Source organism: Actinoplanes sp. NPDC051405 (genome assembly GCF_055586185.1).
The window spans coordinates 1-20,729 of the sequence record NZ_JBVJIR010000033.1 but is presented as its reverse complement, the minus strand read 5'-3'; the positions used below and the strand labels follow the sequence as shown (position 1 = coordinate 20,729).

Genomic DNA, 20,729 nt, shown 5'->3' with positions numbered 1-20,729 from the left:
CGCCAGTGAGCGCTGTGAGCGAAGCACCGCGTGCGTCCCGCCGATCGAGGCGCGACGATGCCGTACGCCGTCGGGCCTGCGGCGGTGCCCGTTGGTGAACGCCCGGCACCTGCCCGTCCGGCTCGCCGCCGCCACCAGCGTCGCGGGCCTGTGCATCGGCCTCAGCGGCGGGCCCGCGTTCGCCGCCAAGGCCGAGATCGAGCCCACCGCCACGGCCCCCAGCACGCTCAACGGCCCGCTCACCGAGCCGGAGCCCTGGCTCGGTGACTCGGTCCGAGCCGAGCAGTGGCATCTCAAGACGCTGAACGTGGCGGGCGCCTGGACGTACGCGTCCGGCGCCGGCGTCACGGTCGCCGTGATCGACTCCGGCGTCGACTCCGGCCACAAGGACCTCCAGGGCCAGGTGCTGCCCGGCCTCGACCTGGTCGACTCCGGCGGCGACGGCGACACCGACCTGGTCGGGCACGGCACCACGGTCTCCGCCCTCATCGCCGGCCGCGGCGACGACGAGGCGGGCGTGGTCGGCATCGCCCCCAAAGCCAAGATCCTTCCGGTCCGTGTCCTGGACCGCGAGAACCGCTACGACGACGCGCTAATCGTCGCCAAGGGCGTGCGCTGGGCCGTCGACCACGGCGCCCGCGTCATCAATCTGTCCCTCGGCGGCAACGGCAGCAGCCCGGCCCTGGCGGCCGCCCTCGACTACGCCTTCGCCAAGGACGTGGTCGTGGTGGCCTGCACGGGCAACGCGAACGCGTCGACCTCGTCCGGCGTCTGGTATCCGGCCCGCGAGCCCGGCGTGATCGCGGTCGCGGGCATGGAGAAGGCCGGCGACGTGCTGTGGTCGGGTTCGATCACGGGCAAGGAGACGGTGGTGACCGCCCCGGCGACCCAGCTGGTCGGGGCCCGCCCGGGCGGCTACTGGCGGGTGCAGGGCACCAGCTTCGCGGCCCCGATGGTCTCCGGCACCGCGGCGCTGGTCCGCTCCCGCTGGCCCACGATGTCGGCGGCCGAGGTCGTCAACCGCATCATCAAGACGGCCAAGGACCGCGGCCCGACCGGCCGCGACGGGCAGTACGGCTACGGCCTGGTCGACCCGACGGGCGCACTGACCGCCGAGGTCCCGGCGGTGCTGCGCAACCCGCTGGACACGACGGCCTCACCGGGCATCGCCGGCTTCGGCAACGCCCCGGCCTCGGGCCAGGCCCAGTCGGCGCCGAACAACGCGGTGGTGGGCGCTCGCGTCCCGGGCGCTCACGGCACGGCGGCCCGGGCGGGGGATGCCCAGCCTTCGACCTCCCCGCGCGGCTGGGGAGTGGCGGGCCTGCTGTTCATGGTGTCGGTGGTGGCGGCGATCCTCACGTTCCGCCGCTTCGCCCGCGTCGTCTGACCAACCGCGGTTTCAGTCGCCCAGCGTGCCGTCGGGGCGTCCCGCGGGCCCGATCCCGCGCGGCTCCGGGTCCTGGGGCGCCGAGGCGGCGAACGCGGCGATCGTCTGCCCGAAGAGCCCGTTCACGATCCCGCAGTCGCGGCAGACGAAGTCGTCGTCGAGCCGGCCGGTCGCACAGTGCGCACAGCTCCCCCGATCCCGCTGGTCGTGGTAGCCGCGCAGCGCCTCGGTCAACGCCCGGGCCACCGGCACCCGCAGCGGCAGCCGCTCCGTCTCGTCCCCGAGCCCGACCACCAGCTCACCGACCAGCGGCGCCGCCGGATCCAGCCCGTCGAGGCGGGCCACAAAATCGCGTAGGGCCGCCAGAACCTCGGCGGAGTGCGGCGTCGACATGCCGCACACCCTACTTTTACTCCAGTACTAGAGTAACGGCATGGGTCGCGAGCTCACCCCCGCCGAACTCCTCGTCATGGGCCTGCTGGCCGAGCGCCCGCGACACGGCTACGACCTCGACCAGGTCATCGCCGCCCGCGGCATGCGGGAGTGGGCCCCCATCGCCTTCTCCTCGCTCTACTACCTGCTGCGCAAGCTGGAAACCGACGGCCTCATCGCCCCGGTCACCGGCGGCAGCCCCCGCCGCCGTGTCTACGCGCCGACCAGCGCCGGCCGGCAGCTCACCGCCGAGGCCACCCGCCGAGCGCTGGCGACCCTGTCCCCGCCGCACCCACCGGTGCTGATCGGCCTGGCCAACGCACCGATGCTCGATCCGGCGACCACGGTCGAGGCCCTGCACGCCCGCGGCCACGCGATCACCGCCGAGCTCGAACGGCTGACCGCACACCGCGACCAGCAGGCTGCCGGCGCCCCACCGGTCGTCGCCGCCCTCTTCGACTACGCCCTCGCCATGCTGGACGCCGAGCACGGCTGGGTCCGGCGCACCATCGAGTCCCTGGAGGCCCCGGATGTCCAAGGTTGACCTCAAGCGCGACCAGCGGGCCCTCTACGCCCCGCCGACCGGCCGGTACGCCGAGGTGGACGTCCCGGTCATGCGCTACCTGGCCGTCGACGGCAGCGGGCGCCCGGGTTCCGAGAGCTACCAGCAGGCCGTCGAGGCGTTGTTCACCGCGTCCTACGCCGCCAAGTTCCTCAGCAAGAAGCTGGACCGCGACTACGTCGTCATGCCTCTCGAAGGCCTGTGGTGGTCCGACGACATGACGACCTTCCTGACCCGCGAGAAGCATCGCTGGGCGTGGCGCATGCTGATCCGCCAGCCGGACTGGCTCGACGAGCAGCTCCTGGCCGCGGCCGTCGAGCAGGCTCAGGCCAAGGGCCGGGATCCCGAGGGCCTGCTGCGGGTCGTCGAGCTCAATGAGGGCCGCTGCCTGCAGACCCTGCACCTCGGCTCGTACGACGACGAGGGCCCGATCCTGGCCCACCTGCACGACGAGCTGCTGCCCAGCCGGGGACTACGCCCGGTCGGTCTGCACCACGAGATCTACCTCAGCGACGCCCGCCGGGTGGCCCCGGACAAACTCCGCACGATCCTCCGCCAGCCGGTGGCCGCCCTCGACGGCTAAGCGCAGTCGCCCGTCTTGACGCCGCGGGTGCGTTCGATGCCCAGCCGGGCCGTGCCCGAGGCCTCCGCCGCCGTCAGCGCGAAACCGACCGTCTGGTCGTCGGCCGCCGCCGCGAAGATCACGCCGAGCACGTCGCCGTTCGGGGCCACCAGCGGGCCGCCGGAGTTGCCGCTGCGGACCTTCGCGTAGATGGTGTAGATCTCCCGGGTCACGTCGCCCGAGTCGTAGATGTCCGGGCCGGTGATGTTGCTGACCTCGCGGACCCGGGCCGACTGCGCGTCGTACGGGCCGTCCAGCGGGTAGCCCAGCACGACCGCGTTGGCGCCCGTCCCGGCCGGCTTCTTGACGAACGGCATCACCGGCGCCCGCAGGCCCGGCACGTAGATGACGGCCAGGTCGCGTTCCGGGTCGTAGACCACGACCTTGCCGTCCAGCCGGTCGTTCGTGGTCTCCACCTGCACGTTGCGGGTGCCCGCGACCACGTGCGCGTTGGTCATGACGCGCTCGTCGGCGTACACGAAGCCCGAGCCCTCGATGCGCCGCGAGCAGCTGGGCGCCGTGCCCAGCACCTTGATCACCGACTTGCGGGAGTTGACCACCACCGGGGCCTTGGCCAGCGCCGGGTCCGGCGCGGCGACCTCGCGGGCGTTGGTCCGGGCCAGGCCGCCGAAGACGTCCGGGAAGCCGTTGGTGTTCAGCGACTCGCGCAGCCCGGCGGAGAGCGCCTGGGCCTGCTCCGGCATCAGCGAGTTGATGCCGTTGAGCACGGCGCTGCTGCGGACCTGCTTGTTGATGCCCGGGAAGGGCGTCGACCCCAGCGGTACGGCGATCAGCCAGGCCACCAGCAGCACGGCGACGAGCGAGACCACCGCGCCGCCGGCGTCGTCCAGCCGCTGCAGCGGCGGGCTGCTGATCGAGCGGCGCAGCCGGGTGCCCAGCCAGCCCGCCAGGGTCTGCCCGAGCACGGCCAGCGCGAAGATCGACACCAGCGAGACGACCAGCCGGACCGTGCCGTCCGCGAACTGGTTCGCGATCAGCGGGCCCACCTGGAGGCCGATCAGCACACCGCTGAAGAACCCGCCGAAGGACAACGCACCGATGACGAAACCCTGCCGGTAGCCGCTGATCGCGAAGACCAGCATGAGCAGGATCAGGATTCCATCGACCACAAGCACTCGCTCAGAGTAGAAGTGACGGTCACGAGACCACCTCGTCGGAGGCGGCCGGCACGGCGACCGGGGTGTCGGGCAGTTCCATGAGCCGGCCGGGCTGCCACGGGCGGCTCCAGCCGGCCATGTCCAGCAGGGCGGAGACGACCCCGGCGGTGAAGCCCCAGACGAGCATGCCGCGCACCTGGAACGCCGGGCCCACCCAGCCGCTCGGGTGCCGTACCCGGATGCGGTTGGCCGGGTCGACCAGCTCGGCGACGGGCAGCCGGGCCACGTGCGCGACCTCGGCGGGCTGCCGCACGTGCACCGGGTGCGGGGCGTGCCACCAGGCCAGCACCGGGGTCACCACGAAGCGGCTGACCGGGATGTAGAGCTCCGGCAGGGTGGCCAGCACGGTCGCACTGGCCGGGTCGAGACCGACCTCCTCGTTCGCCTCGCGCAGGGCGGTGGCCGCCGGGTCGGCGTCGGTGGGATCGGCCGCGCCGCCGGGGAAAGCCGCCTGCCCGGCGTGGTTGCGCATGGTGGCGGCCCGCTGCAGCACCAGCAAATCGGGCTCGCCCGGCTGTTGCTCGCCGAGCAGCACCAGGACCGCGCTGGCCCGGCCGCCGTCGGCCGGTGCGCGCAGGGCGGTGAAATCTTCGGTACGGGCAGAGCCGACCCGGGTCAGCAGCGGCTCCCACCAGTCGGGGAGCCCGTCCGGACGCCCGCTCACCCGGTCACCGTCACGCCGGTGTGGGTCCGCACGAGAGCGCCGAGGGTGGGCTTGTCGAGGGCCTTGCCGGTGTAGAGCTCGCGGCTGCCGTCAGCGCCGATGAACACGGTGACCGGCAGGGCGACCTTGCCCAGCGCGGTGAGCAGCTGCTGGTCGGGGTCGAACAGGGTCGGGAACGAGACGCCCCGGCCCGCGGCGAACGACGCCCCGGCGTCCCGGGAGTCCCGGGTGTCGACGCCGATCACCCGCAGCCGGCCGGCGGTCGCATCGGCCAGCGCTTGCATGACGGGCAGCTCCTCGCGGCACGGCCCGCACCACGAGCCCCACAGGTTGATCACCGCGGGCCCGCGCAGGGCGGTGAGCCGGACCGGGGTGCCACCGGTGAAGCACGGCAGCGAGACATCCGGCAGATCAGCAGCGGGCCCGGTCCCCACCGGATCTGCCGAGTCGGACGGCCCCGCAGACGGCAGGCTCGCGGAATCCAACGACCCCGCGGAGTCGGCCGAGGCCGCCGAGGCCACGGAGGCCGCCGAGGCCACGGAGGCCGCCGAGGCCGGGGACGGCAGGGCCGCGGACGACGCCGAGGCCGCGGAGTCCGCCGAGGCCGCGGAGTCCGCCGAGGCCGGGGACGGGAAGGCCGCAGACGACGCCGAGGCCGCGGAGTCCGGCGTCCCCGCGGAAGAACGCGAGGCCGCGGAAGAACGCGAGGCCGCGGAAGAACGCGAGGCCGCGGAAGACGGCAGGGCCGAGGAAGACGGCGCTGCCGAGGAAAGCAAGGGCGCGGAGAGCGCAGCGCAGTCGGTGAAGGGTGACGCTGCGTCCTCGGCGGGTGACGATGGTGGCACCTCGGTGGCCGTGCACGCGGCGAGCAGCAGCGCCAGGGGTGGCGTCAGCCACCGCGCCAGCACCGGCCCGCCCCGGACTCGGCTCACGGGGCCTCCGGCGTCAGGACGGCTGCGTCCGGCACCAGGTCGGGGTCGACGCCCGCCTGGGCCGCCAGCTCCTTCGCGCGCGGGCCCTTCAGCAGCTTCGCCGCCGGGGCCGCCTCGGTCGGGCCGGTGCCGTACGAGGGGCACATCGTCGCCAGGGTGCACGCCCCGCACGCCGGCTTGCGGGCGTGGCAGACGCGGCGCCCGTGGAAGATGATGCGGTGCGACAGCATCGTCCAGTCGCGCTTCTCGATCAGGTCCGCGACCAGGAACTCGATCTTGACCGGGTCCTCCTCGTGGACCCAGCCGAAACGGTTCACCAGCCGGCGGAAGTGGGTGTCGACCGTGATGCCGGGGACGTCGAAGGCGTTGCCCAGGATCACGTTCGCCGTCTTGCGGCCGATGCCCGGCAGCGCCACGAGCTGGTCCAGCCGGCCCGGCAGCTCACCGTCGTGGCGTTCGAGCAGGGCCTGACCGAGCTTGATCAGCGAGTCGGTCTTGGCCCGGAAGAACCCGGTCGGGCGCAGGATCACCTCGAGCTCGGCACGGTCGGCGGCGGCATAGTCGGCCGCCGAGCGGTATTTGGCGAAGACCGTCGGGGTGACCTCGTTGACCTTCTTGTCCGTGCACTGCGCCGACAGGATGGTCGCGACCGCCAGCTCCAGCGGAGTGCTGAAGTCGAGCTCGCAGTGCGCGTCGGGGTGGGTCTCGGCCAGCAGTCTGGCCATCTTGCGGGCCCGGCGTTTGCGCCCGATCGGGGTCTCCCCCGCGAAGCGCTTGACCGACCGGGCGAGCACGGCCGCACCTGCGGTGGCGGCGACGACGGGACGACTCACGCGAGCAAGAGTACGTCGCACCCACGACCGCCCCGGGTCACATACCCGTCACCGGGGCGCCGCGATGGATCCGTCCTCACCGATGGTCGCGGCGGTGTCACCGAAGTCGTCCGCCGAGAGCTCCCGGACCCGGGCCAGACCGCGCTCCTTGTCGCTGTCCCGGACCGGCTTGCCGGTGCTGTCCAGGTACGTCGACAGGAACTTTCCGCCGGTGAAGCCCCCCTCGCGGGTCAGCGTGACGTGCAGGATGCCGCCGTACTTGAGGACGCCGTCGCTGCTGAGCGTCTTTCCGCCGCCGGCGAAGTTGCCCAGGCTGTACGCGATCAGCTTGCCCTTGTAGAACTGCATGCCGCGCAGCACGTGCGGCCCGTGCCCGACGACGACGTCAGCGCCCGCGTCGATGACCGTCTTGGAGAACTTGATCGGGTCGCCCCGGTTCTCCCCGAAGAAGGTCTCGTTGCCCGGCCGCACGTGGATCTTGTCGGAGCCCTCGGCACCCATGTGCACCTGCACCACCACGACGTCGCTCTGTCCGGCGGCCTCCTCGATCACGGCCCGGGCGGCGTCGAGGTCGTTGAGGTTGTTCGCGCCCGCGTACGAGGAGAAGCCGACCACCGCGACCTTGATCCCCTTGACCTCCACGACGGTGATCTGTCCCTCGGCCCCGGTGTGCTCGAGCCCGGCCGTCTCCAGCGCCTTGACCGTGTTCTTGTAGCCCTGCGCGCCGAAGTCCTTGGAGTGGTTGTTGGCCGTGTTCAGCAGCTCGAAGCCGGCGTCGACCAGGTGCTCGGCGTACGCCGGCGGGGAGCGGAAGGCGAAACAGTTGGCCCGGGGTGGGCTGCCGCACTTCGACGAGCCGGTGTCGCCGGTGAGCGGCTGTTCGAGGTTGCCCATCACCAGATCCGACTTCAGGCCCTCGCGGACCGAGTCGAAGAAGCCCTTGCCGCCGTTCGCCGGGAGCTTGTTGGGCGCGCTGCCCATGATGATGTCGCCGGTCGCCGAGAACGTGAACGAGTCCTCGACCGGGGCCGATTCCGTCTCCGGCTTCCCGGAGGGGGCCGAAGCGGGAGCAGCGGCTGAGGCGGGCGGCGCCTTCCAGACCGGGGCGGCAGTGTCGGATCTCCGATCGGCCAGGGCCACGCCACCGAGGCCGGCGCCCACGAGCACGGCGACAGCGAGGGTGATCGTGAGGGCGGGGCGGCCGAACAGGCCCGGGCGGCGCGGTGGGGGGTGGGAATTCATCGACGAGGACGATACCGTCGGCCGACAAGCGGGGTCGACCGTCGAACGGCCGGTCCTTGCTCACCGAGAGCGACGATTCTTTCGACGTCCGGGGCACGACCGGTTACGCTGCGAGATCTGGATCGAGGGGTGCCCGCCCGTTTACGGCCCGCGTGCGCCTAGACTGATCGAGCGCGGCGAAGCGCGTATTCGGAGGTACAGCGATGGATGAGGTACTGGCTCGCAGCGGGATCTTCCAGGGCGTTGACCCGGAGGCTGCCGAGGCACTCGCCAAGGAGATGGAGACGATCGAGGTCCGCAAGGGCGACATCGTCTTCAATGAGGGCGAGGCGGGTGACAGCCTTTACATCGTTCTCTCCGGCAAGATCAAGCTTGGTCGCCGGGCCGCGGACGGCCGGCAGAACCTCGTCTCGATCATGGGACCGTCGGACATGCTCGGTGAGCTGTCGCTGTTCGACCCCGGTCCGCGGACGGCCACGGCCACCGCGGTGACCGACACGCGCCTGGCCCGGCTCAAGAAGTCGTCGCTGCGCCCGTGGTTGAACAACCGGCCGGAAATCGCCGAGCAGCTGCTGCGGGTGCTCGCCCGCAGGCTGCGCCGGACGAACGACGCACTGGCCGACCTGATCTTCACCGACGTGCCCGGCCGGGTGGCGAAGAACCTGCTGCAGATGGCGGGCCGCTTCGGCACCCGCGACGGTGGCGTGCTGCGTGTGACGCACGACCTCACCCAGGAGGAGCTGGCGCAGCTCGTCGGCGCCTCCCGGGAGACGGTCAACAAGGCGCTGGCGGATTTCGCCTCCCGCGCCTGGCTGCGGCTGGACGGCAAGAGCGTCATCATCCTGGATCCGGAAAGGCTCGCCCGCCGCGCGCGGGTCTGACCGGCAGAGCACCACGAGCACGACGAGGGGCCGTCCCGATGGGCGGCCCCTCGACGGCGTGTCCACCCACCTGATCAGGGGACAAAGCCGCCCTCTCATGATCCGTGTCGCACCCGGTCGGCCGCTCGTTACGGAGGTGGTCGAGAGGCACTACACGGGTGAGAGGCGCGGGGTTTTGAAGATGGTGGCGGGCGTGCAGCGCAGGGCAGGGCAGAGGTGATCCCGTGACCGTGCTCGAGACCGCGATCGACCCGCGCAACCCGGCCTACCTGCAGAGCCGTAGCGCGATGCTGGAGCGGCTGGCGGAGCTCGAGGCGGCGCTGGAGGCGGCCCGCGCGGGCGGCGGCGAGAAGTGGGTGACCCGGCACCACGCGCGCGGCAAGCTGCTGCCCCGCGAGCGGGTCGAGATGCTGCTCGACCAGGACAGCCCGTTCCTGGAGTTGTCCCCGGTGGCGGCCTGGGGCTCGGAGTTCCCCATCGGGGCCAGCGTGGTGACCGGCATCGGCGTGGTCGAGGGCGTGGAGTGTGTGGTCATCGCCAACGACCCGACGGTGGACGGGGGTGCCGTCAACCCGTACACGGTGGAGAAGATCCGGCGGGCCGCCCGGATCGCCTCGGTCAACCGCCTGCCGCTGGTCAATCTCGTGGAGTCCACGGGCGCGGCCGCCCCGGCCGGCCCGCCGCCGGGCGGGGCGATCGCCCGCGACCTGAGCCAGCTCACCGCCGACCGGGTCCCGACGGTCTGCGTGGTCTTCGGCGCGACGACCGGCGACGCCGCCTACCTGCCGGCCCTCTCCGACTACACGATCATGGTGCGCGGGCACGCCAAGATGCTCACCATCCACCCGCAGCCGGTCCGCGCGGCCGGCGCCAACGGCCGGCCCGCGCCCGAGGTCCGCAGCGCGCCCACAGTGCCCGCCGGGGTGACCGGCCCGGCGGACCAGCTGGCCGAGGACGAGCGCGACGGGCTGCGCCTGGCCCGCCAGTGCGTCCGGCGCTTCAACTGGCGCAAGCGCGGCCCGGCGCCGCGCTGCTTCCCGCCGAACCCGCCCAAGTACGACGCCGAGGACCTGCTGAGCATGGCCGGCGCCGACCCGGCGACGGTGTTCGAGCCGCGCGAGGTGCTGGCCCGGATCCTCGACGGCAGCGACTTCGACGAGTTCAAGCCGACCCAGGGCACCGCGCTGGTGACCGGCTGGGGCGAGCTGCACGGCTACCCGATCGGCGTGCTGGCCAACCTGGGCGGGGCGTTCTCGCCGGCCGAGACGCAGAAGGCCGTGCACTTCATCCAGCTCGCCAACGCGACGGCCACGTCCCTGCTGTTCGTGCAGTACACCGGCGCGCCGGCCGCCGAGGCCCACGAGGCCGCGGACGTGCGGCATGGCGCCCCGCTGGTGCACGCCGTGGCCAAGTCGACCGTGCCGCATCTGACCCTGATGATCGGCGCCCGGCCCGCCGAGGAGGCCGGCGGCATCTACGGCCGGGCCTACGAACCCCGGTTCCTGTTCAGCTGGCCGGTGGAACGGCCGGCGGAGGGTTCACCCCCGCTCGGGAAGCTGCCCGACGACGGCGTCATCGATCCGCGCGACACCCGTACGGTGCTCGGTCTCTGCCTGTCCGCCGTGCACAGCGCGGCTGTCGAGGGCGCCGAGCACGTCGGCGTCTTCCGACCCTGAAGTCCCTGAAAGGTAGACCAGTGATCCGACGTCTTCTGGTGGCCAACCGCGGCGAGATCGCCCGCCGGGTATTCGCCACCTGCCGCCTGGTCGGCATCGAGACGGTCGCCGTCTACTCCGATGCCGACGCCGACGCGCCGCACGTCACCGAGGCCGACTACGCCGTCCACCTGTCCGGCAACACCGCCGAGTCGACGTACCTGCGGGGTGATCTGATCATCGCGGCGGCCAAGCGGGCCGGGGTCAACGCCATCCATCCGGGTGACGGCCGGCTGGCCGAGGACCCCGGGTTCGCCGCCGAGGTGGCGGAGGCCGGGATGATCTGGGTCGGCCCGCCCGCCAAGACGCTGGGCACGGTGCAGAACAAGATCGAGACGAAGGCCATGGTCGCCGAGGCCGGGGTGCCGGTGCTGCCCACGCTGACCGACCCGGCCGAGATCACCGACTTCCCGGTGCTGATCAAGCCGGCGACCGGCCACGGCGGGCAGGGCATGCGGGTGGTCCGGGACCCGGTGACACTGGCCGAGGCGATCTCCTCGACCCGTCAGGAGACCGGTGACACGGTCTTCTGCGAGCCGTACGTGGAGAACGTGCGGCACATCGAGGTGCCGATCATCGCGGACGCGCACGGGGCCGTGGTGCCGTTCGGCGAGCGCGAGTGCTCGGTGCAGCGGCGCTACCAGAAGATCATCGAGGAGACCCCGTCCCCGGCGGTCGATCCGGCGCTGCGGGAGGAGCTGTGCCGGGCCGCGATCATCGCGGTACGGGCCATCGGCTTCGTGGGCGCCGGCGCCGTGGAGTTCCTGCTGGACGAGCACGGCGACTTCTGGTTCCTGGAGCTGACCCCCACTCTCCAGGTCGAGCACGCCGTCACCGAGTGCGTGTCCGGGTACGACCTGGTCCGCCTGCAACTGCTGGTGGCCGAGGGCGGCAGCCTGCCGATGCCCGGTCCGCCGCCGATCCGCGGGCACGCCATCGAGGTCCGCATCTGCGCCGAGGACCCCGCGTACGCGTGGCTGCCCGCCTCCGGCACGCTGCACCGTTTCGCCGTACCGGATGTGGCCGGTTCGTTCCGCCCGCTGCCCCAGCCCGGCCTGCGCCTGGACGCCGGCGTGATGGACGGCACCGTGGTCGGCGTGCACCACGACTCGACGCTGGCCAAGCTCGTCGCCTGGGCACCCACCCGGCAGGAGGCGGCGCGGATGCTGGCATCGGCGCTGACCCGGACCCAGTTGCACGGCGTGGTCGCCAACCGGGACCTGCTGGTCCGCGTGCTGCGGCACCAGGCGTTCCGGGTCGGTGACGTGGACACCGGCTTCCTGGACCGGCACCCGGAGGTCTTCGCCCCGCTGCTGTCCTCGGTGGACGCCGTCCGCATCTCCTGCCTGGCCGCCGCGCTGGCCGGGGCCGCGGCCCGGCGCGCGACCGCCCCGGTGCTGCAGTCGCTGCCGTCGGGCTGGCGCAACGTCCCGTCCGGCTCCCAGACCGCCGTGTACGACGGCCCGGCCGGCCCGGTGGAGGTCGGCTACCGGATGAACCGGCACGGCGAGCTGGCCGGCTGGTGGGTCCGCGCGGTGGACCCGGAGGAGCTGGACCTGGCGGGGCTGGGCCAGGCCCCGACCCTCGACGACCATCCGCCCACGGTGGTGGTGCACGCCGACGGTGGCCGGGTGGACCTGGACGTCAACGGCATCCGGCTCAGCCTCAAGGTGCACCGGGTCGGCGACATCTCCTACGTGGACAGTCCGGAGGGCTCGGTCACGCTGCGCGAGCTCTCCCGCTTCCCGCTGCCGGCCCCGGAGACCACCGAGGGCTCGTTGATCGCCCCGTTGCCGGGCGCGGTCCGCCGGGTTCTGGTGGTCCCGGGTCAGCGGGTGCGCGCCGGTGAGCTGCTGCTCACGCTCGAGGCGATGAAGCTGGAGCACCCGGTGCACGCGCCGTCGGCCGGCGTGGTCGCCTCGCTACCGGTGCAGCCGGGCGCGGAGGTCGACACGGGCGAGCTGCTGGCGGTGCTCGACCCCGAGTAAGGGGTATCAGCCGCGGGCCAGCACCGGCCCGCGGAGCTGGTCCCGGCCCTGACCGGCCAGGCAGCGGAAAGTACGGTCGGCGCTGGTCGGCGGCAGCACCGACAACGCCCACTCGGTGCTGTCGGTACGGGTCGTCGTCCGCCGGAAGGTGGCCGTGCTGCACACCTTGCGCACGATCGGGTCGGTGGTGACCGCGTCCCGGTCGCGGGGCTCCACTCCGGACGGCAGCCGCCCGATCGCGAAGACCTCCCAGCTGTGCGGCCGGGTGCACGAGACCTTGCGGGCGGTCCGGCCGTCGTCGGCCCGCCGCGTGTAGCACTCCACCTGTTCGGGACAGTGCGCGGTGGGAGCGGCGCAGCCGGGGAGCCGGGACAGCGCCACGGGCACAGTGGAGGTCGCCGGTGCGGCCAGCCGGGTGGCGAACGACCGCACCTTCGGGCCGTGCGCGGACGCCAGCCAGGCGCCCCCCAGTGAGGTCGCGACCAGCAGGAACACGCCGAAGCCACCGAAGAGCCACTTGCGTTTGGCCCGCTTGCGGCCCTCGGTGTGCACAGTCGGCGTCTCATCAGCGCCGTGCACCTCCCGGGTGGGTGACACCGGCGGCACCGGCCGCGGGTTGCGCGGCATCGGATGCGGCTCCGGCGGTTGGAACGTCGACGCGCGGTAGACCGTCGGCGGGACCTGGTGGCCGCTGTGACCGAGGTGCACGCCGCCGAGCATCTCGCGCAGCTGCTCCGCGGTGGGCCGGGCCCGGGGGTCGTTGGCCATGCCGTACCGCAGGATCTCGGTGAGCGCGCGCGGCACGCCCGGCAGTTCCGGGATGGGCTGGTTGAACAGGTCCATCAGGGTGATCAGGCTGGGGCTGCGGTCGGACTCCCAGCGCGGCGGGCGGCCGCGCATCACGGCGTAGAGGGTGGCGCAGAGCGCGTACACGTCGACGGCGCCGGACGGCTCGGCGTGCGAGAACATCTCGGGCGGGGCGTACGCCGGCGTGAGCACCTCGAGGGTGACCGACGAGTCGCGCATCTCGCCGAGCACGGCCAGCCCGAAGTCGGCGAGCACGGCCGGGTTGAAATGCGAGTACAGGATGTTCGCCGGCTTGACGTCGCGATGCAGCACCCCGTTGGCGTGCGAGTGCACCAGCGCGTCGGCGATCTTCACGCCCAGGTCGCGGGCCTCGGCGGCGGTGAGCGGGGAGATCCGCATCCGGTCCAGGTACGACCCGTCGCACAGTTCCATGATCAGGTACGGGTGCTGGTCGACGGTCACCCCGACGTCGAAGAGGTCCACGACGTGCGGGTGCGACGACATCCGCCCGGCCGCTTTCGCCTCGCGCAGGAAGCGGGCCTGGTCCCGGGCGTTGTCCAGCGTCCTGTTCTCGACCTTGATGGCGACGTCACGACCGACGGAATCCTGCGTCGCCCGGTAGACAGTGGCGTACCCACCTCGGGCCATAACCGTCAAGCCGGACATGCCAGGCACGTACGGCGCGGGGAGGCGGCCAGGCGGGGTGTCGGTCACGGGTTAGAAAATACGCGACCGGGCGTCAGCTTCATCCCGGCACGTCAGACGCGTACGCGACAGATTCCGGCGGTTCCACGATGGAATGGGCCAGGGCGTCCCTCAATTCCTCCGCCGCGACTCGTTCACTGACCTGTTCCGAGGAGTACGCGAGCAGCACAGCCTCCTCGGCCGCCACCCGCGCGAGGTCCAGCGACCCGGCCGCCGCGTGCACCCGGGCCAGCACCATCGCGGCGACCACTCCGCTGCGGACGTCCTCGGCCGGCACCTCGCGGGCGCGCCGGATCCACGTCGCCGCCGCCTCGACGTGACCGTCGGCGAGCAGGGCGGACGCGTACGACGCCAGTGCGTGCCGGCGGGAGAAGAGCAGCGAGCCGCCGGTGTCACTGGCGATCGGGGCGAGCAGTCCGACCGCGGTGGCCGCGTCACCGGCCCGCAGCCGCGCCTCGGCGAGCAGCACCCGCGGCCCGACCTGCGCCGGCGCCAGGGGGTTGTGCGGCTCGACCGCGGTCATCACCCGGCGCGCGTCCGCCTCGGCGGCCTCCACGCCACCGCGTTGCAGCGCCACGAAGCCGCGCAGGGTGCCGGCCATGCCGAGCAGCAACGGGTGACCGGTCTTGTCGGCGTACGCCAGCGCGTCGGTGAGCAGGTCCTCGGCGTGCTCGGGCTCGTTGAGGCCACGCGCGATGGCCCCGCGGACGACCAGGGCGAGCCCGCGTCCCCAGTCGTCGGAGACCGCGGCGAAGTCCCGGTACGCCCGGCGCGCCTCGCCGTCCGCCTCGGCCAGGTCACCGAGTTCGGCGGCCGCGTACGCCTCGACCGCCCGCAGCGTGCCGACCGCCCAGCCCTCGCCGACCCGGTCACCGAACGGCAGGAAGATCCGGGCCAGCCGGCGCGACTCGTGCAGGCGTCCGGCCAGCAACCGGGCGAACGCCGTGGTGCCGCGCAGCCAGGACCGGCCGACCGGGTCGCCCAGCTCGGCGAACAGGCGGGCGGCCCGGCCGAGCACGGCGTCCGTACCCGCGAAGTCACCCCGGGTGGTGGTCACCCAGGCCAGGTTCTGCAGCGCCCAGGCCTGCCCGTGCCGGTCCCCCGCGGTGAGCGTGACCTGGTACGCGGCCGCGAACCGGCTGCTCGCCTGGCTCAGCTTGCCGGCCAGGAAGTCGGCCATGCCCAGCCGGCGCATCGCGTTGGCGCGTTCCGGGGCCAGCTCGGCCTCGGTCGCCACGTCCAGCGCCTGCTGCCAGGCCGCGACGGCCCGGGACGTGTCGCCCAGCGCCTCCTGCGCCCGGCCGACGACCAGCAACGCCTCGGCCCGGCACACCGGCTCCTCGTCGGCGCTCCCGGCGATCTTCTCGCCGTAGGTCAGAGCCTCGTTGGCACGGCCCAGTCGCAGCAGGGCGCGGGCGTGCACCAGCTGGTCGGAGAGCGGCAGGCCGTCCTTGGCGATGGCGGCGGCCCGTTCCGCGTACGCGATCGAGGCGGCCGGTTCGATATTGGCCAGGGCGCGGCGGGCCATCCGGCCCAGGGCGGCCACCCCCAGCGGTGCCACGTCCCGGGCGGTCGCGTCGGGGCGCAGCCGGACCGCGTCGGCCAGCTCGACCGCGCACTCGGCGTGGGTGGCCACGAACGCGTCCCGCTCGTTCTCGGCGAGGCTGAGCCGGCTGGCCCCGTCGTAGCCCAGCGCCGTCACGGTCTCGGGCGCGGCCCACCGGGCCAGGTACGCATGCCGGTCGGCCAGGTCGGCCTTGCCCAGCCCGGCGTACGCGGCCTCGCGCATCAGCGGGGTGCTGAACGCGTATCCACCGCGGACCCGGTGCAGCATGCGACGTTGCAGCAGCTCGTCGATGGCCCGTTCGAGCTCGACGGCCGCCACCGCACCCGGCCGGGCGTCGGCGGGTGCCCGGCGCTCACGCAGAGCTTCGATGACGCCGGTGGGCACCGTGTCACCGACGACGGCGGCGTCGCGCAGGACCGAGCGCGGCTCGGTCGGCAGCGCGTCGATGCGGGCGGCCAGCACCGCTGCGAGGTCGCGGGAGAGCAGCTGGCTGCCCATCGAACCGTCGGCGAGCTGCCACTTGCCGGCGGCGTTGGCACCGACGGCCGGCATCAGCGCGCCGCGTTCCATCAGCAGCGTGACCAGCTCGGCCAGGTAGAACGGGTTGCCCTGGGCGGTGGCGAGCAGCCGGTCGGCGTCGGCCTGCACCAGCTTGCCGCCGTTGAGGTAGGAGGTGAGCAGCCGGGACGCGTCCGCGCCGCGCAGCGGCGGCAGGGTGTGGATCTCGGCGTCGGCCAGCCGGGTCAGCGCGCCCGCGGTCCGGACCAGCTCCGGGCGGCCGAGCAGCAGCAGCACGACCGGCCCTTCGAGGCGCGACAGCACCCCGCCGAGCGCGTCGATCGTCTCGGCGGTCGCGTCGTGCAGATCATCAACGATGACGACCAGCGGCGTCTCCCGGGCCAGGGCGCTGAGCAGGCCGGCGACCGCGATCGGGATGGTCTCGGTCTCCGGGCGGGTGCCACCGGTGGGCTGATATTCCGCCACCGCGGCCGGGCCGACCGGGTTGGCCGGGGCCTCGCCGTAGCCGAGCAGGGCCAGCAGGCGGTCGATGTCGAGGTCAGGTGGCTCGCCGTCACGGCTGAGCCGGGCGACGAGCTTGCGCAGCCGCTCCTCGACCACCGTGCGGTTCATCGTCGCGGCCACGTCCTTGGGCAGGCCGACGGACTTGCGCACGAGGTCGGCCAGCGGCGCGAAACGGCGGCGCTCACCGAACGCCCGGCACCGCGCCCGCAACACCCGGGCCCCGGTGTGGGTGGCGAAGCGGCCCGCGCCGACGTCGTAGCCGGCCGCCAGCCGCTTGACCTCGCCCGCGAACCGGGTCTTGCCGATGCCGGCCTCGGCCGTCATGACCATCACCCGGGGCGTGCCCGAGTCGATGACCTCGGCGAGCCGGCCGGCGACCCGGCCCAGTTCGGTCTCGCGGCCCACGAACGGGGCCTCGTCGCCGAGACCCGACCGGGTGCCCGGCGCGTCGTGCAGACCGAGCAGCTCGTACGCCGGCACCGGCTCGCGTTTGCCCTTCAGCCGCAGCGCCCGCAGCTGCCGCCAGGATGCGACGTGCCGGGTGCCGGCCGAGGTGCGCGACCCCGCGTAGACCGCACCGACCGCCGCGGCGTCGGCCAGCCGGGCTGCCGTGTTCACCGTGTCGCCGATGACCGTGTACTCGATCGAGGCCTGGATGCCGGCGACCACCTCGCCGGTGTTGAGCCCGACGCGCAGGCCCAGGGGTGCGCCGCCGCCACGCTCGTCGTCCAGCACGCGGCGGACCGCCCGCTGCATGCTCAGGGCGGCGCGGACCGCACGCTCGGCGTCGTCCTCGTGCGCGACCGGCGCGCCGAAGACGGCCATGATCCCGTCGCCGGTCAGCTTGTCGACGTGCCCGCCGAAGGTCTTGACCGCACCGGCCAGCGCGGCCAGCACACGGTCGGTCACGGCGCCCACACGTTCCGGATCCAGGTCCTCGGACCAGGACGTGAAGTCGGAGAGGTCGCCGAAGAGCACGGTGACGATCCGCCGCTCCGCCGCAGGCAGCGTGGCCGCGGCGGGCAGGGCGGCACCGCAGTTGTGGCAGAAACGGGCACCGGGAACGGCGACGGTTCCACACACAGGACAGGTCACAGCGGGTCCAACTGTTCCGGGGTGGGCTGTGATTCCCGCCTCAGGTAAGCGAGTTGCGCGCGCGCCGACCAAACCGCGGCGAAACGGACTCTTGGTGCGATGTCCGGATAGACGACTTCGACGATCGCCTCGGCCGAATCCGCCCCGGCAGCGATCGCGGCGCGGACCTGGCCGAGCCGCTCCTGCCGGTGGGCCAGATAGGCCCGGGCCACCGCGGCACAGTCGGGGAGCGCCGGCCCGTGCCCGGGAAGCATCAGCACACCCTCGTACGCCGCCAGCCGCTCCAGGCTCGTCAGGTACGCCGCCAGGTCGCCATCCGGCCACGCCACCACGGTCGTACCCCGGCCCAGGATGGTGTCGCCGGTGAAGACGGCCCGCTCGTCGCCGCACTCGACGAGGAAGCTGACCGAGTCACGCGTGTGCCCCGGCGTGTCCAGTACCTGAATCTCCAGGCCCTCGGCGCCGAGCTGCTCGTCGCGGCCCAGCGGCCCGGCGAGCACCCCGTGCTCCGGATCAGCCGCCAGGACGTGGGTGCCGCCGAGGAGCTCGGACAGGCGCGCGGCGCCCTCCACATGGTCGTGATGACCGTGAGTGACGAGAATGAACAGGAACGGTCCGTGTCCGGCGATCCGGGCGAGATGTCCCTCGTCGAGCGGGCCGGGATCGATGACGATCCCGTGCTCGGCGCCAGGGGCGCGCAGCACCCAGGTGTTGGTGCCGTCCAGCGTCATCGGCCCGGCGTTGGGTGCACGCAGCAGCGTCACCCACCCCGGCAACTCCACGACCTCGGCGGCCCCCATGCACCGCATCGTACGTCGCGCTGCGCTGACCGTCCGGGGACCGGATGTGCGATCCGGTCACCGGCGGTCACGACGCGGTGGCAAAACCACACGCAGTGGATGGCTCAGGCGATCTCGGCGATGACCTCGACCTCGACCGGCGCGCCCAGCGGCAGCTCGGAGACGCCGACGGCGCTGCGGGCGTGCCGGCCCATCTCACCCAGCACGTCACCGAAGAGGTTCGAGGCCCCGTTGACCACGGCGGGCTGGCCGGTGAAGCCCTCGGCCGACGCCACGAAGCCGGTCAGCTTGACGATCTTCACGAGCCGGCCCAGGCCGACCAGCGCGTCGATCGCCGCGAGGGCGTTCAGCGCGCAGTAGCGGGCCAGCTCGGTGCCCTGCTCCACGGTCACTTCCGCGCCGACCTTGCCGACGTACGGCAGTTTGCCGTCCACCATCGGCAGCTGCCCGGAGACGTACACGTAGTTACCGGACTGCACGGCCGGCACGTACGACGCGAGCGGCGGCACGACCGACGGCAGCGTCAGCCCCAGCTCCGCCAGGCGGGCGTACGCGTCGGCGCCACCCTCACCGGTCACCGGCGTGGTCACGACTTGGCCCGCTTCATGTACGCGATGAGCTGCTCGGAGTTGGGTCCGGGAACGACCTGCACCAGCTCCCAGCCGTCGTCACCCCAGTTGTCGAGGATCTGCTTGGTCGCGTGGACCAGCAGCGGCACGGTCACGTACTCCCACTTCTGCATTGCTCGTCCAGCTCCCTGTCACTCGTACGGGCTGCTCCGGGCGGCTGCCCGGCGACGGCGACAGCCTAGCCAGGCGGCCGGAGCTGCCTCGCGGCTGTCCGGATTTCGTTACGCTGAGCACCGGGGCGGCGCGGCCCCGACTCCGCCGGCCGAGGGGGCACGATGACGCAACCGCAGCAGGGCGAGACGGCACGACCCTCGTCGATCGCCGCCGCGGAGGCACCCGCGTCCGACTTCATCGACGCCCCACCTCCGGCCGAGCTGCCCGAATGGCCGCCGATCGGCGCCTATCCCGGCGAGCCCGGCCACCCGGCTCCCGCTGAGCCCGCCCCGCCTTTCGAGCGGGCCGCCACCTTCGACTCCGCGGCCGAGACGCAGGTCTTCGCGGCGCAGCCGGCCGAGACCGAGGTGCTGATCGGTGAGCCGGTGTGGCATCAGCCGCCGCCGACCGAGCCGTTCCACGCCCGCCACGAGAAGCCGGGCGAGTGGCGCACCGAGCCGCCGCCCCACCTGGCGCTGGAGCACTCGCCGCCGGCCGAGGTCCAGCCCGGCGTGCAGCACGACCAGCCGACCGAGGCCATCCCGCTGAGCATGCTGCCGCACCCGTGGGAGGTGCCGTTCGACCCGCATGCCACCGAGACCGTGCTGCTCGACGCGCCGCGCAAGCACAAGCGCCCGTTCTGGGTGGCGGTGGCCCTGGTCCTCACTCTGCTGATCTTCGGCGGCGGCACGGTCTCGGCCTATCTGCTGCTGCGCGACGCCGAGAGCGGCAAGGGCGCGCCCGACCCGGCCACCGCGGTCAACAGGTTCATGACGGCCATCTACACCCAGCAGGACCCGAAGACCGCGGGGGAAGTCGTCTGCCGCGAGGCGCGCGACGAGGAGAAGCTCAAGGCCCGGGTCGAGCAGATCAAGGGGTACGCGAACGAGTACGACGCCCCCTCCTTCCGCTGGAACGACCCGGCCGTCTCGGGGCAGACCGACGAGAAGGCCACGGTCGGCGTACAGCTCACGATGAGCACCGACGACGAGAAGACGGCCCAGCAGCAGCTGAACTTCACAGTGATCCGCAAGACGGGCTGGCTCGTCTGCGACGTGACCGGCTGAGCTCAGGCCGTACGCTCGATCTGTGGCTAGTAATGAGTGGCCGGCGCGCCTGCACGTCGTGACCGGCAAGGGCGGCACCGGCAAGACGACCGTGGCGGCGGCGCTCGCCCTCGGGCTGGCCGCGGGCGGTCACCGCACGCTGCTCGTCGAGGTCGAGGGCCGGCAGGGCATCGCCCAGCTGTTCGGCACCGACCCGCTGCCGTACGCGGAACGCCGGATCGCGACCCCGGCCCGCGGCGACGGCGAGGTCCGGGCGCTGGCGGTGGACCCCGAGGAGGCTCTGCTGGAGTACCTCGAGATGTTCTACCGGCTCGGGGGGGGGGGGGGGGGGGTGGGGAAGGGGGGGGGGGGGGGGGAGGGCACCACCACCGATCCCCGCCTGCGCGGCATCCCGCTGAACCGCGAGGGGGAAGGGGGGACGACCCCCTCTTTTAGAAGACCGCGGGG

19 protein-coding genes are annotated in these 20,729 nt (G+C 73.0%); 8 read left to right on the top strand and 11 right to left on the bottom strand.

All coding sequences use genetic code 11. The annotated features are described in order from the left end of the window. The first annotated feature begins 94 nt into the window (after positions 1-94). A complete protein-coding gene (mycP, locus tag ACZ6S4_RS42800) occupies positions 95-1,387 on the top strand; it encodes a type VII secretion-associated serine protease mycosin (RefSeq protein ID WP_465480371.1) in 1,293 nt (430 codons plus the stop codon). Between the two features lie 12 nt (positions 1,388-1,399). On the opposite strand, the gene ACZ6S4_RS42795 is transcribed toward mycP, so the two are convergent. Beyond that, positions 1,400-1,780, bottom strand: a complete 381-nt coding sequence (locus tag ACZ6S4_RS42795) for a hypothetical protein (protein ID WP_465480370.1) — start codon at positions 1,778-1,780, stop codon at positions 1,400-1,402. A gap of 40 nt (positions 1,781-1,820) precedes the next feature. On the opposite strand from ACZ6S4_RS42795, the gene ACZ6S4_RS42790 reads away from it, so the two are divergent. Both ACZ6S4_RS42790 and ACZ6S4_RS42785 read left to right on the top strand, forming a co-directional pair. Beyond that, positions 1,821-2,363 (top strand): PadR family transcriptional regulator, encoded by a 543-nt coding sequence (locus tag ACZ6S4_RS42790; protein ID WP_465480369.1) that lies wholly within the window; start codon positions 1,821-1,823, stop codon positions 2,361-2,363. Next, the gene (locus ACZ6S4_RS42785) at positions 2,350-2,964 is read left to right on the top strand and encodes a GyrI-like domain-containing protein (RefSeq protein ID WP_465480368.1); all 615 of its coding nucleotides are present in this window, start codon (positions 2,350-2,352) and stop codon (positions 2,962-2,964) included. The genes ACZ6S4_RS42790 and ACZ6S4_RS42785 overlap by 14 nt, the downstream gene beginning before the upstream one ends. Here ACZ6S4_RS42785 and ACZ6S4_RS42780 read toward each other — a convergent pair. From ACZ6S4_RS42780 to ACZ6S4_RS42760, 5 genes are all read right to left on the bottom strand, one after another. Then, a complete protein-coding gene (locus tag ACZ6S4_RS42780) occupies positions 2,961-4,139 on the bottom strand; it encodes a MarP family serine protease (RefSeq protein ID WP_465480367.1) in 1,179 nt (392 codons plus the stop codon). The two genes, ACZ6S4_RS42785 and ACZ6S4_RS42780, sit on opposite strands and share 4 nt — an antisense overlap. Before the next feature lie 22 nt (positions 4,140-4,161). Next, positions 4,162-4,845, bottom strand: a complete 684-nt coding sequence (locus ACZ6S4_RS42775; RefSeq protein WP_465480366.1) for an NUDIX hydrolase — start codon at positions 4,843-4,845, stop codon at positions 4,162-4,164. After that, a complete protein-coding gene (locus ACZ6S4_RS42770; RefSeq protein ID WP_465480365.1) occupies positions 4,842-5,279 on the bottom strand; it encodes a TlpA family protein disulfide reductase in 438 nt (145 codons plus the stop codon). Before ACZ6S4_RS42770 ends, ACZ6S4_RS42775 begins: the two co-directional genes overlap by 4 nt. A 494-nt stretch (positions 5,280-5,773) precedes the next feature. Continuing rightward, positions 5,774-6,571, bottom strand: coding sequence for an endonuclease III (nth, locus tag ACZ6S4_RS42765; RefSeq protein WP_465480392.1), 798 nt, complete (start codon positions 6,569-6,571; stop codon positions 5,774-5,776). Between the two features lie 87 nt (positions 6,572-6,658). Next, positions 6,659-7,852: a CapA family protein gene (locus ACZ6S4_RS42760; RefSeq protein WP_465480364.1), complete on the bottom strand. Its 1,194-nt coding sequence runs from the start codon at positions 7,850-7,852 to the stop codon at positions 6,659-6,661. 203 nt (positions 7,853-8,055) lie between these two features. On the opposite strand from ACZ6S4_RS42760, the gene ACZ6S4_RS42755 reads away from it, so the two are divergent. From ACZ6S4_RS42755 to ACZ6S4_RS42745, 3 genes are all read left to right on the top strand, one after another. Further along, the gene (locus tag ACZ6S4_RS42755; RefSeq protein WP_203768799.1) at positions 8,056-8,733 is read left to right on the top strand and encodes a Crp/Fnr family transcriptional regulator; all 678 of its coding nucleotides are present in this window, start codon (positions 8,056-8,058) and stop codon (positions 8,731-8,733) included. Positions 8,734-8,957: 224 nt separating this feature from the next. Further along, positions 8,958-10,409 (top strand): carboxyl transferase domain-containing protein, encoded by a 1,452-nt coding sequence (locus ACZ6S4_RS42750; RefSeq protein ID WP_360546157.1) that lies wholly within the window; start codon positions 8,958-8,960, stop codon positions 10,407-10,409. Positions 10,410-10,429: 20 nt separating this feature from the next. Further along, a complete protein-coding gene (locus ACZ6S4_RS42745) occupies positions 10,430-12,436 on the top strand; it encodes an acetyl/propionyl/methylcrotonyl-CoA carboxylase subunit alpha (protein ID WP_465480363.1) in 2,007 nt (668 codons plus the stop codon). 6 nt (positions 12,437-12,442) lie between these two features. Here the strand turns inward: ACZ6S4_RS42745 and ACZ6S4_RS42740 are convergent, their stop codons facing one another. The 5 genes from ACZ6S4_RS42740 to ACZ6S4_RS42720 form a co-directional block, all read right to left on the bottom strand. Then, on the bottom strand, positions 12,443-13,909 hold the full coding sequence (locus tag ACZ6S4_RS42740) for a serine/threonine-protein kinase (RefSeq protein WP_465480362.1): 1,467 nt from the start codon (positions 13,907-13,909) through the stop codon (positions 12,443-12,445). Positions 13,910-13,988: 79 nt separating this feature from the next. Next, complete coding sequence (locus tag ACZ6S4_RS42735; RefSeq protein WP_465480361.1) at positions 13,989-17,633, bottom strand: adenylate/guanylate cyclase domain-containing protein; 3,645 nt, start codon at positions 17,631-17,633, stop codon at positions 13,989-13,991. Further along, a complete protein-coding gene (locus ACZ6S4_RS42730; RefSeq protein ID WP_465480360.1) occupies positions 17,630-18,442 on the bottom strand; it encodes an MBL fold metallo-hydrolase in 813 nt (270 codons plus the stop codon). Before ACZ6S4_RS42730 ends, ACZ6S4_RS42735 begins: the two co-directional genes overlap by 4 nt. Before the next feature lie 95 nt (positions 18,443-18,537). Then, complete coding sequence (locus ACZ6S4_RS42725) at positions 18,538-19,023, bottom strand: RidA family protein (protein ID WP_465480359.1); 486 nt, start codon at positions 19,021-19,023, stop codon at positions 18,538-18,540. After that, entirely contained in the window at positions 19,020-19,175 is a 156-nt protein-coding gene (locus ACZ6S4_RS42720; RefSeq protein ID WP_212987823.1) for a DUF4177 domain-containing protein, read from the bottom strand. The genes ACZ6S4_RS42725 and ACZ6S4_RS42720 overlap by 4 nt, the downstream gene beginning before the upstream one ends. Before the next feature lie 162 nt (positions 19,176-19,337). On the opposite strand from ACZ6S4_RS42720, the gene ACZ6S4_RS42715 reads away from it, so the two are divergent. Beyond that, positions 19,338-20,282, top strand: a complete 945-nt coding sequence (locus ACZ6S4_RS42715; RefSeq protein WP_465480358.1) for an Rv0361 family membrane protein — start codon at positions 19,338-19,340, stop codon at positions 20,280-20,282. Positions 20,283-20,304: 22 nt separating this feature from the next. Continuing rightward, a partial coding sequence (locus ACZ6S4_RS42710; protein ID WP_465480357.1) for an ArsA-related P-loop ATPase occupies positions 20,305-20,729 on the top strand: 425 nt, incomplete at its 3' end.

What these genes read in the sequence shown, in the direction of transcription:
- ACZ6S4_RS42795 (WP_465480370.1), bottom strand. Translation starts at nt 1,780, where the DNA reads ATGTCGACGCCGCACTCCGCCGAGGTTCTGGCGGCCCTACGCGATTTT.
- ACZ6S4_RS42790 (WP_465480369.1), top strand. Translation starts at nt 1,821, where the DNA reads ATGGGTCGCGAGCTCACCCCCGCCGAACTCCTCGTCATGGGCCTGCTG.
- ACZ6S4_RS42785 (WP_465480368.1), top strand. Translation starts at nt 2,350, where the DNA reads ATGTCCAAGGTTGACCTCAAGCGCGACCAGCGGGCCCTCTACGCCCCG.
- ACZ6S4_RS42760 (WP_465480364.1), bottom strand. Translation starts at nt 7,852, where the DNA reads ATGAATTCCCACCCCCCACCGCGCCGCCCGGGCCTGTTCGGCCGCCCC.
- ACZ6S4_RS42755 (WP_203768799.1), top strand. Translation starts at nt 8,056, where the DNA reads ATGGATGAGGTACTGGCTCGCAGCGGGATCTTCCAGGGCGTTGACCCG.
- ACZ6S4_RS42740 (WP_465480362.1), bottom strand. Translation starts at nt 13,909, where the DNA reads ATGTCCGGCTTGACGGTTATGGCCCGAGGTGGGTACGCCACTGTCTAC.
- ACZ6S4_RS42730 (WP_465480360.1), bottom strand. Translation starts at nt 18,442, where the DNA reads ATGCGGTGCATGGGGGCCGCCGAGGTCGTGGAGTTGCCGGGGTGGGTG.
- ACZ6S4_RS42720 (WP_212987823.1), bottom strand. Translation starts at nt 19,175, where the DNA reads ATGCAGAAGTGGGAGTACGTGACCGTGCCGCTGCTGGTCCACGCGACC.
- ACZ6S4_RS42715 (WP_465480358.1), top strand. Translation starts at nt 19,338, where the DNA reads ATGACGCAACCGCAGCAGGGCGAGACGGCACGACCCTCGTCGATCGCC.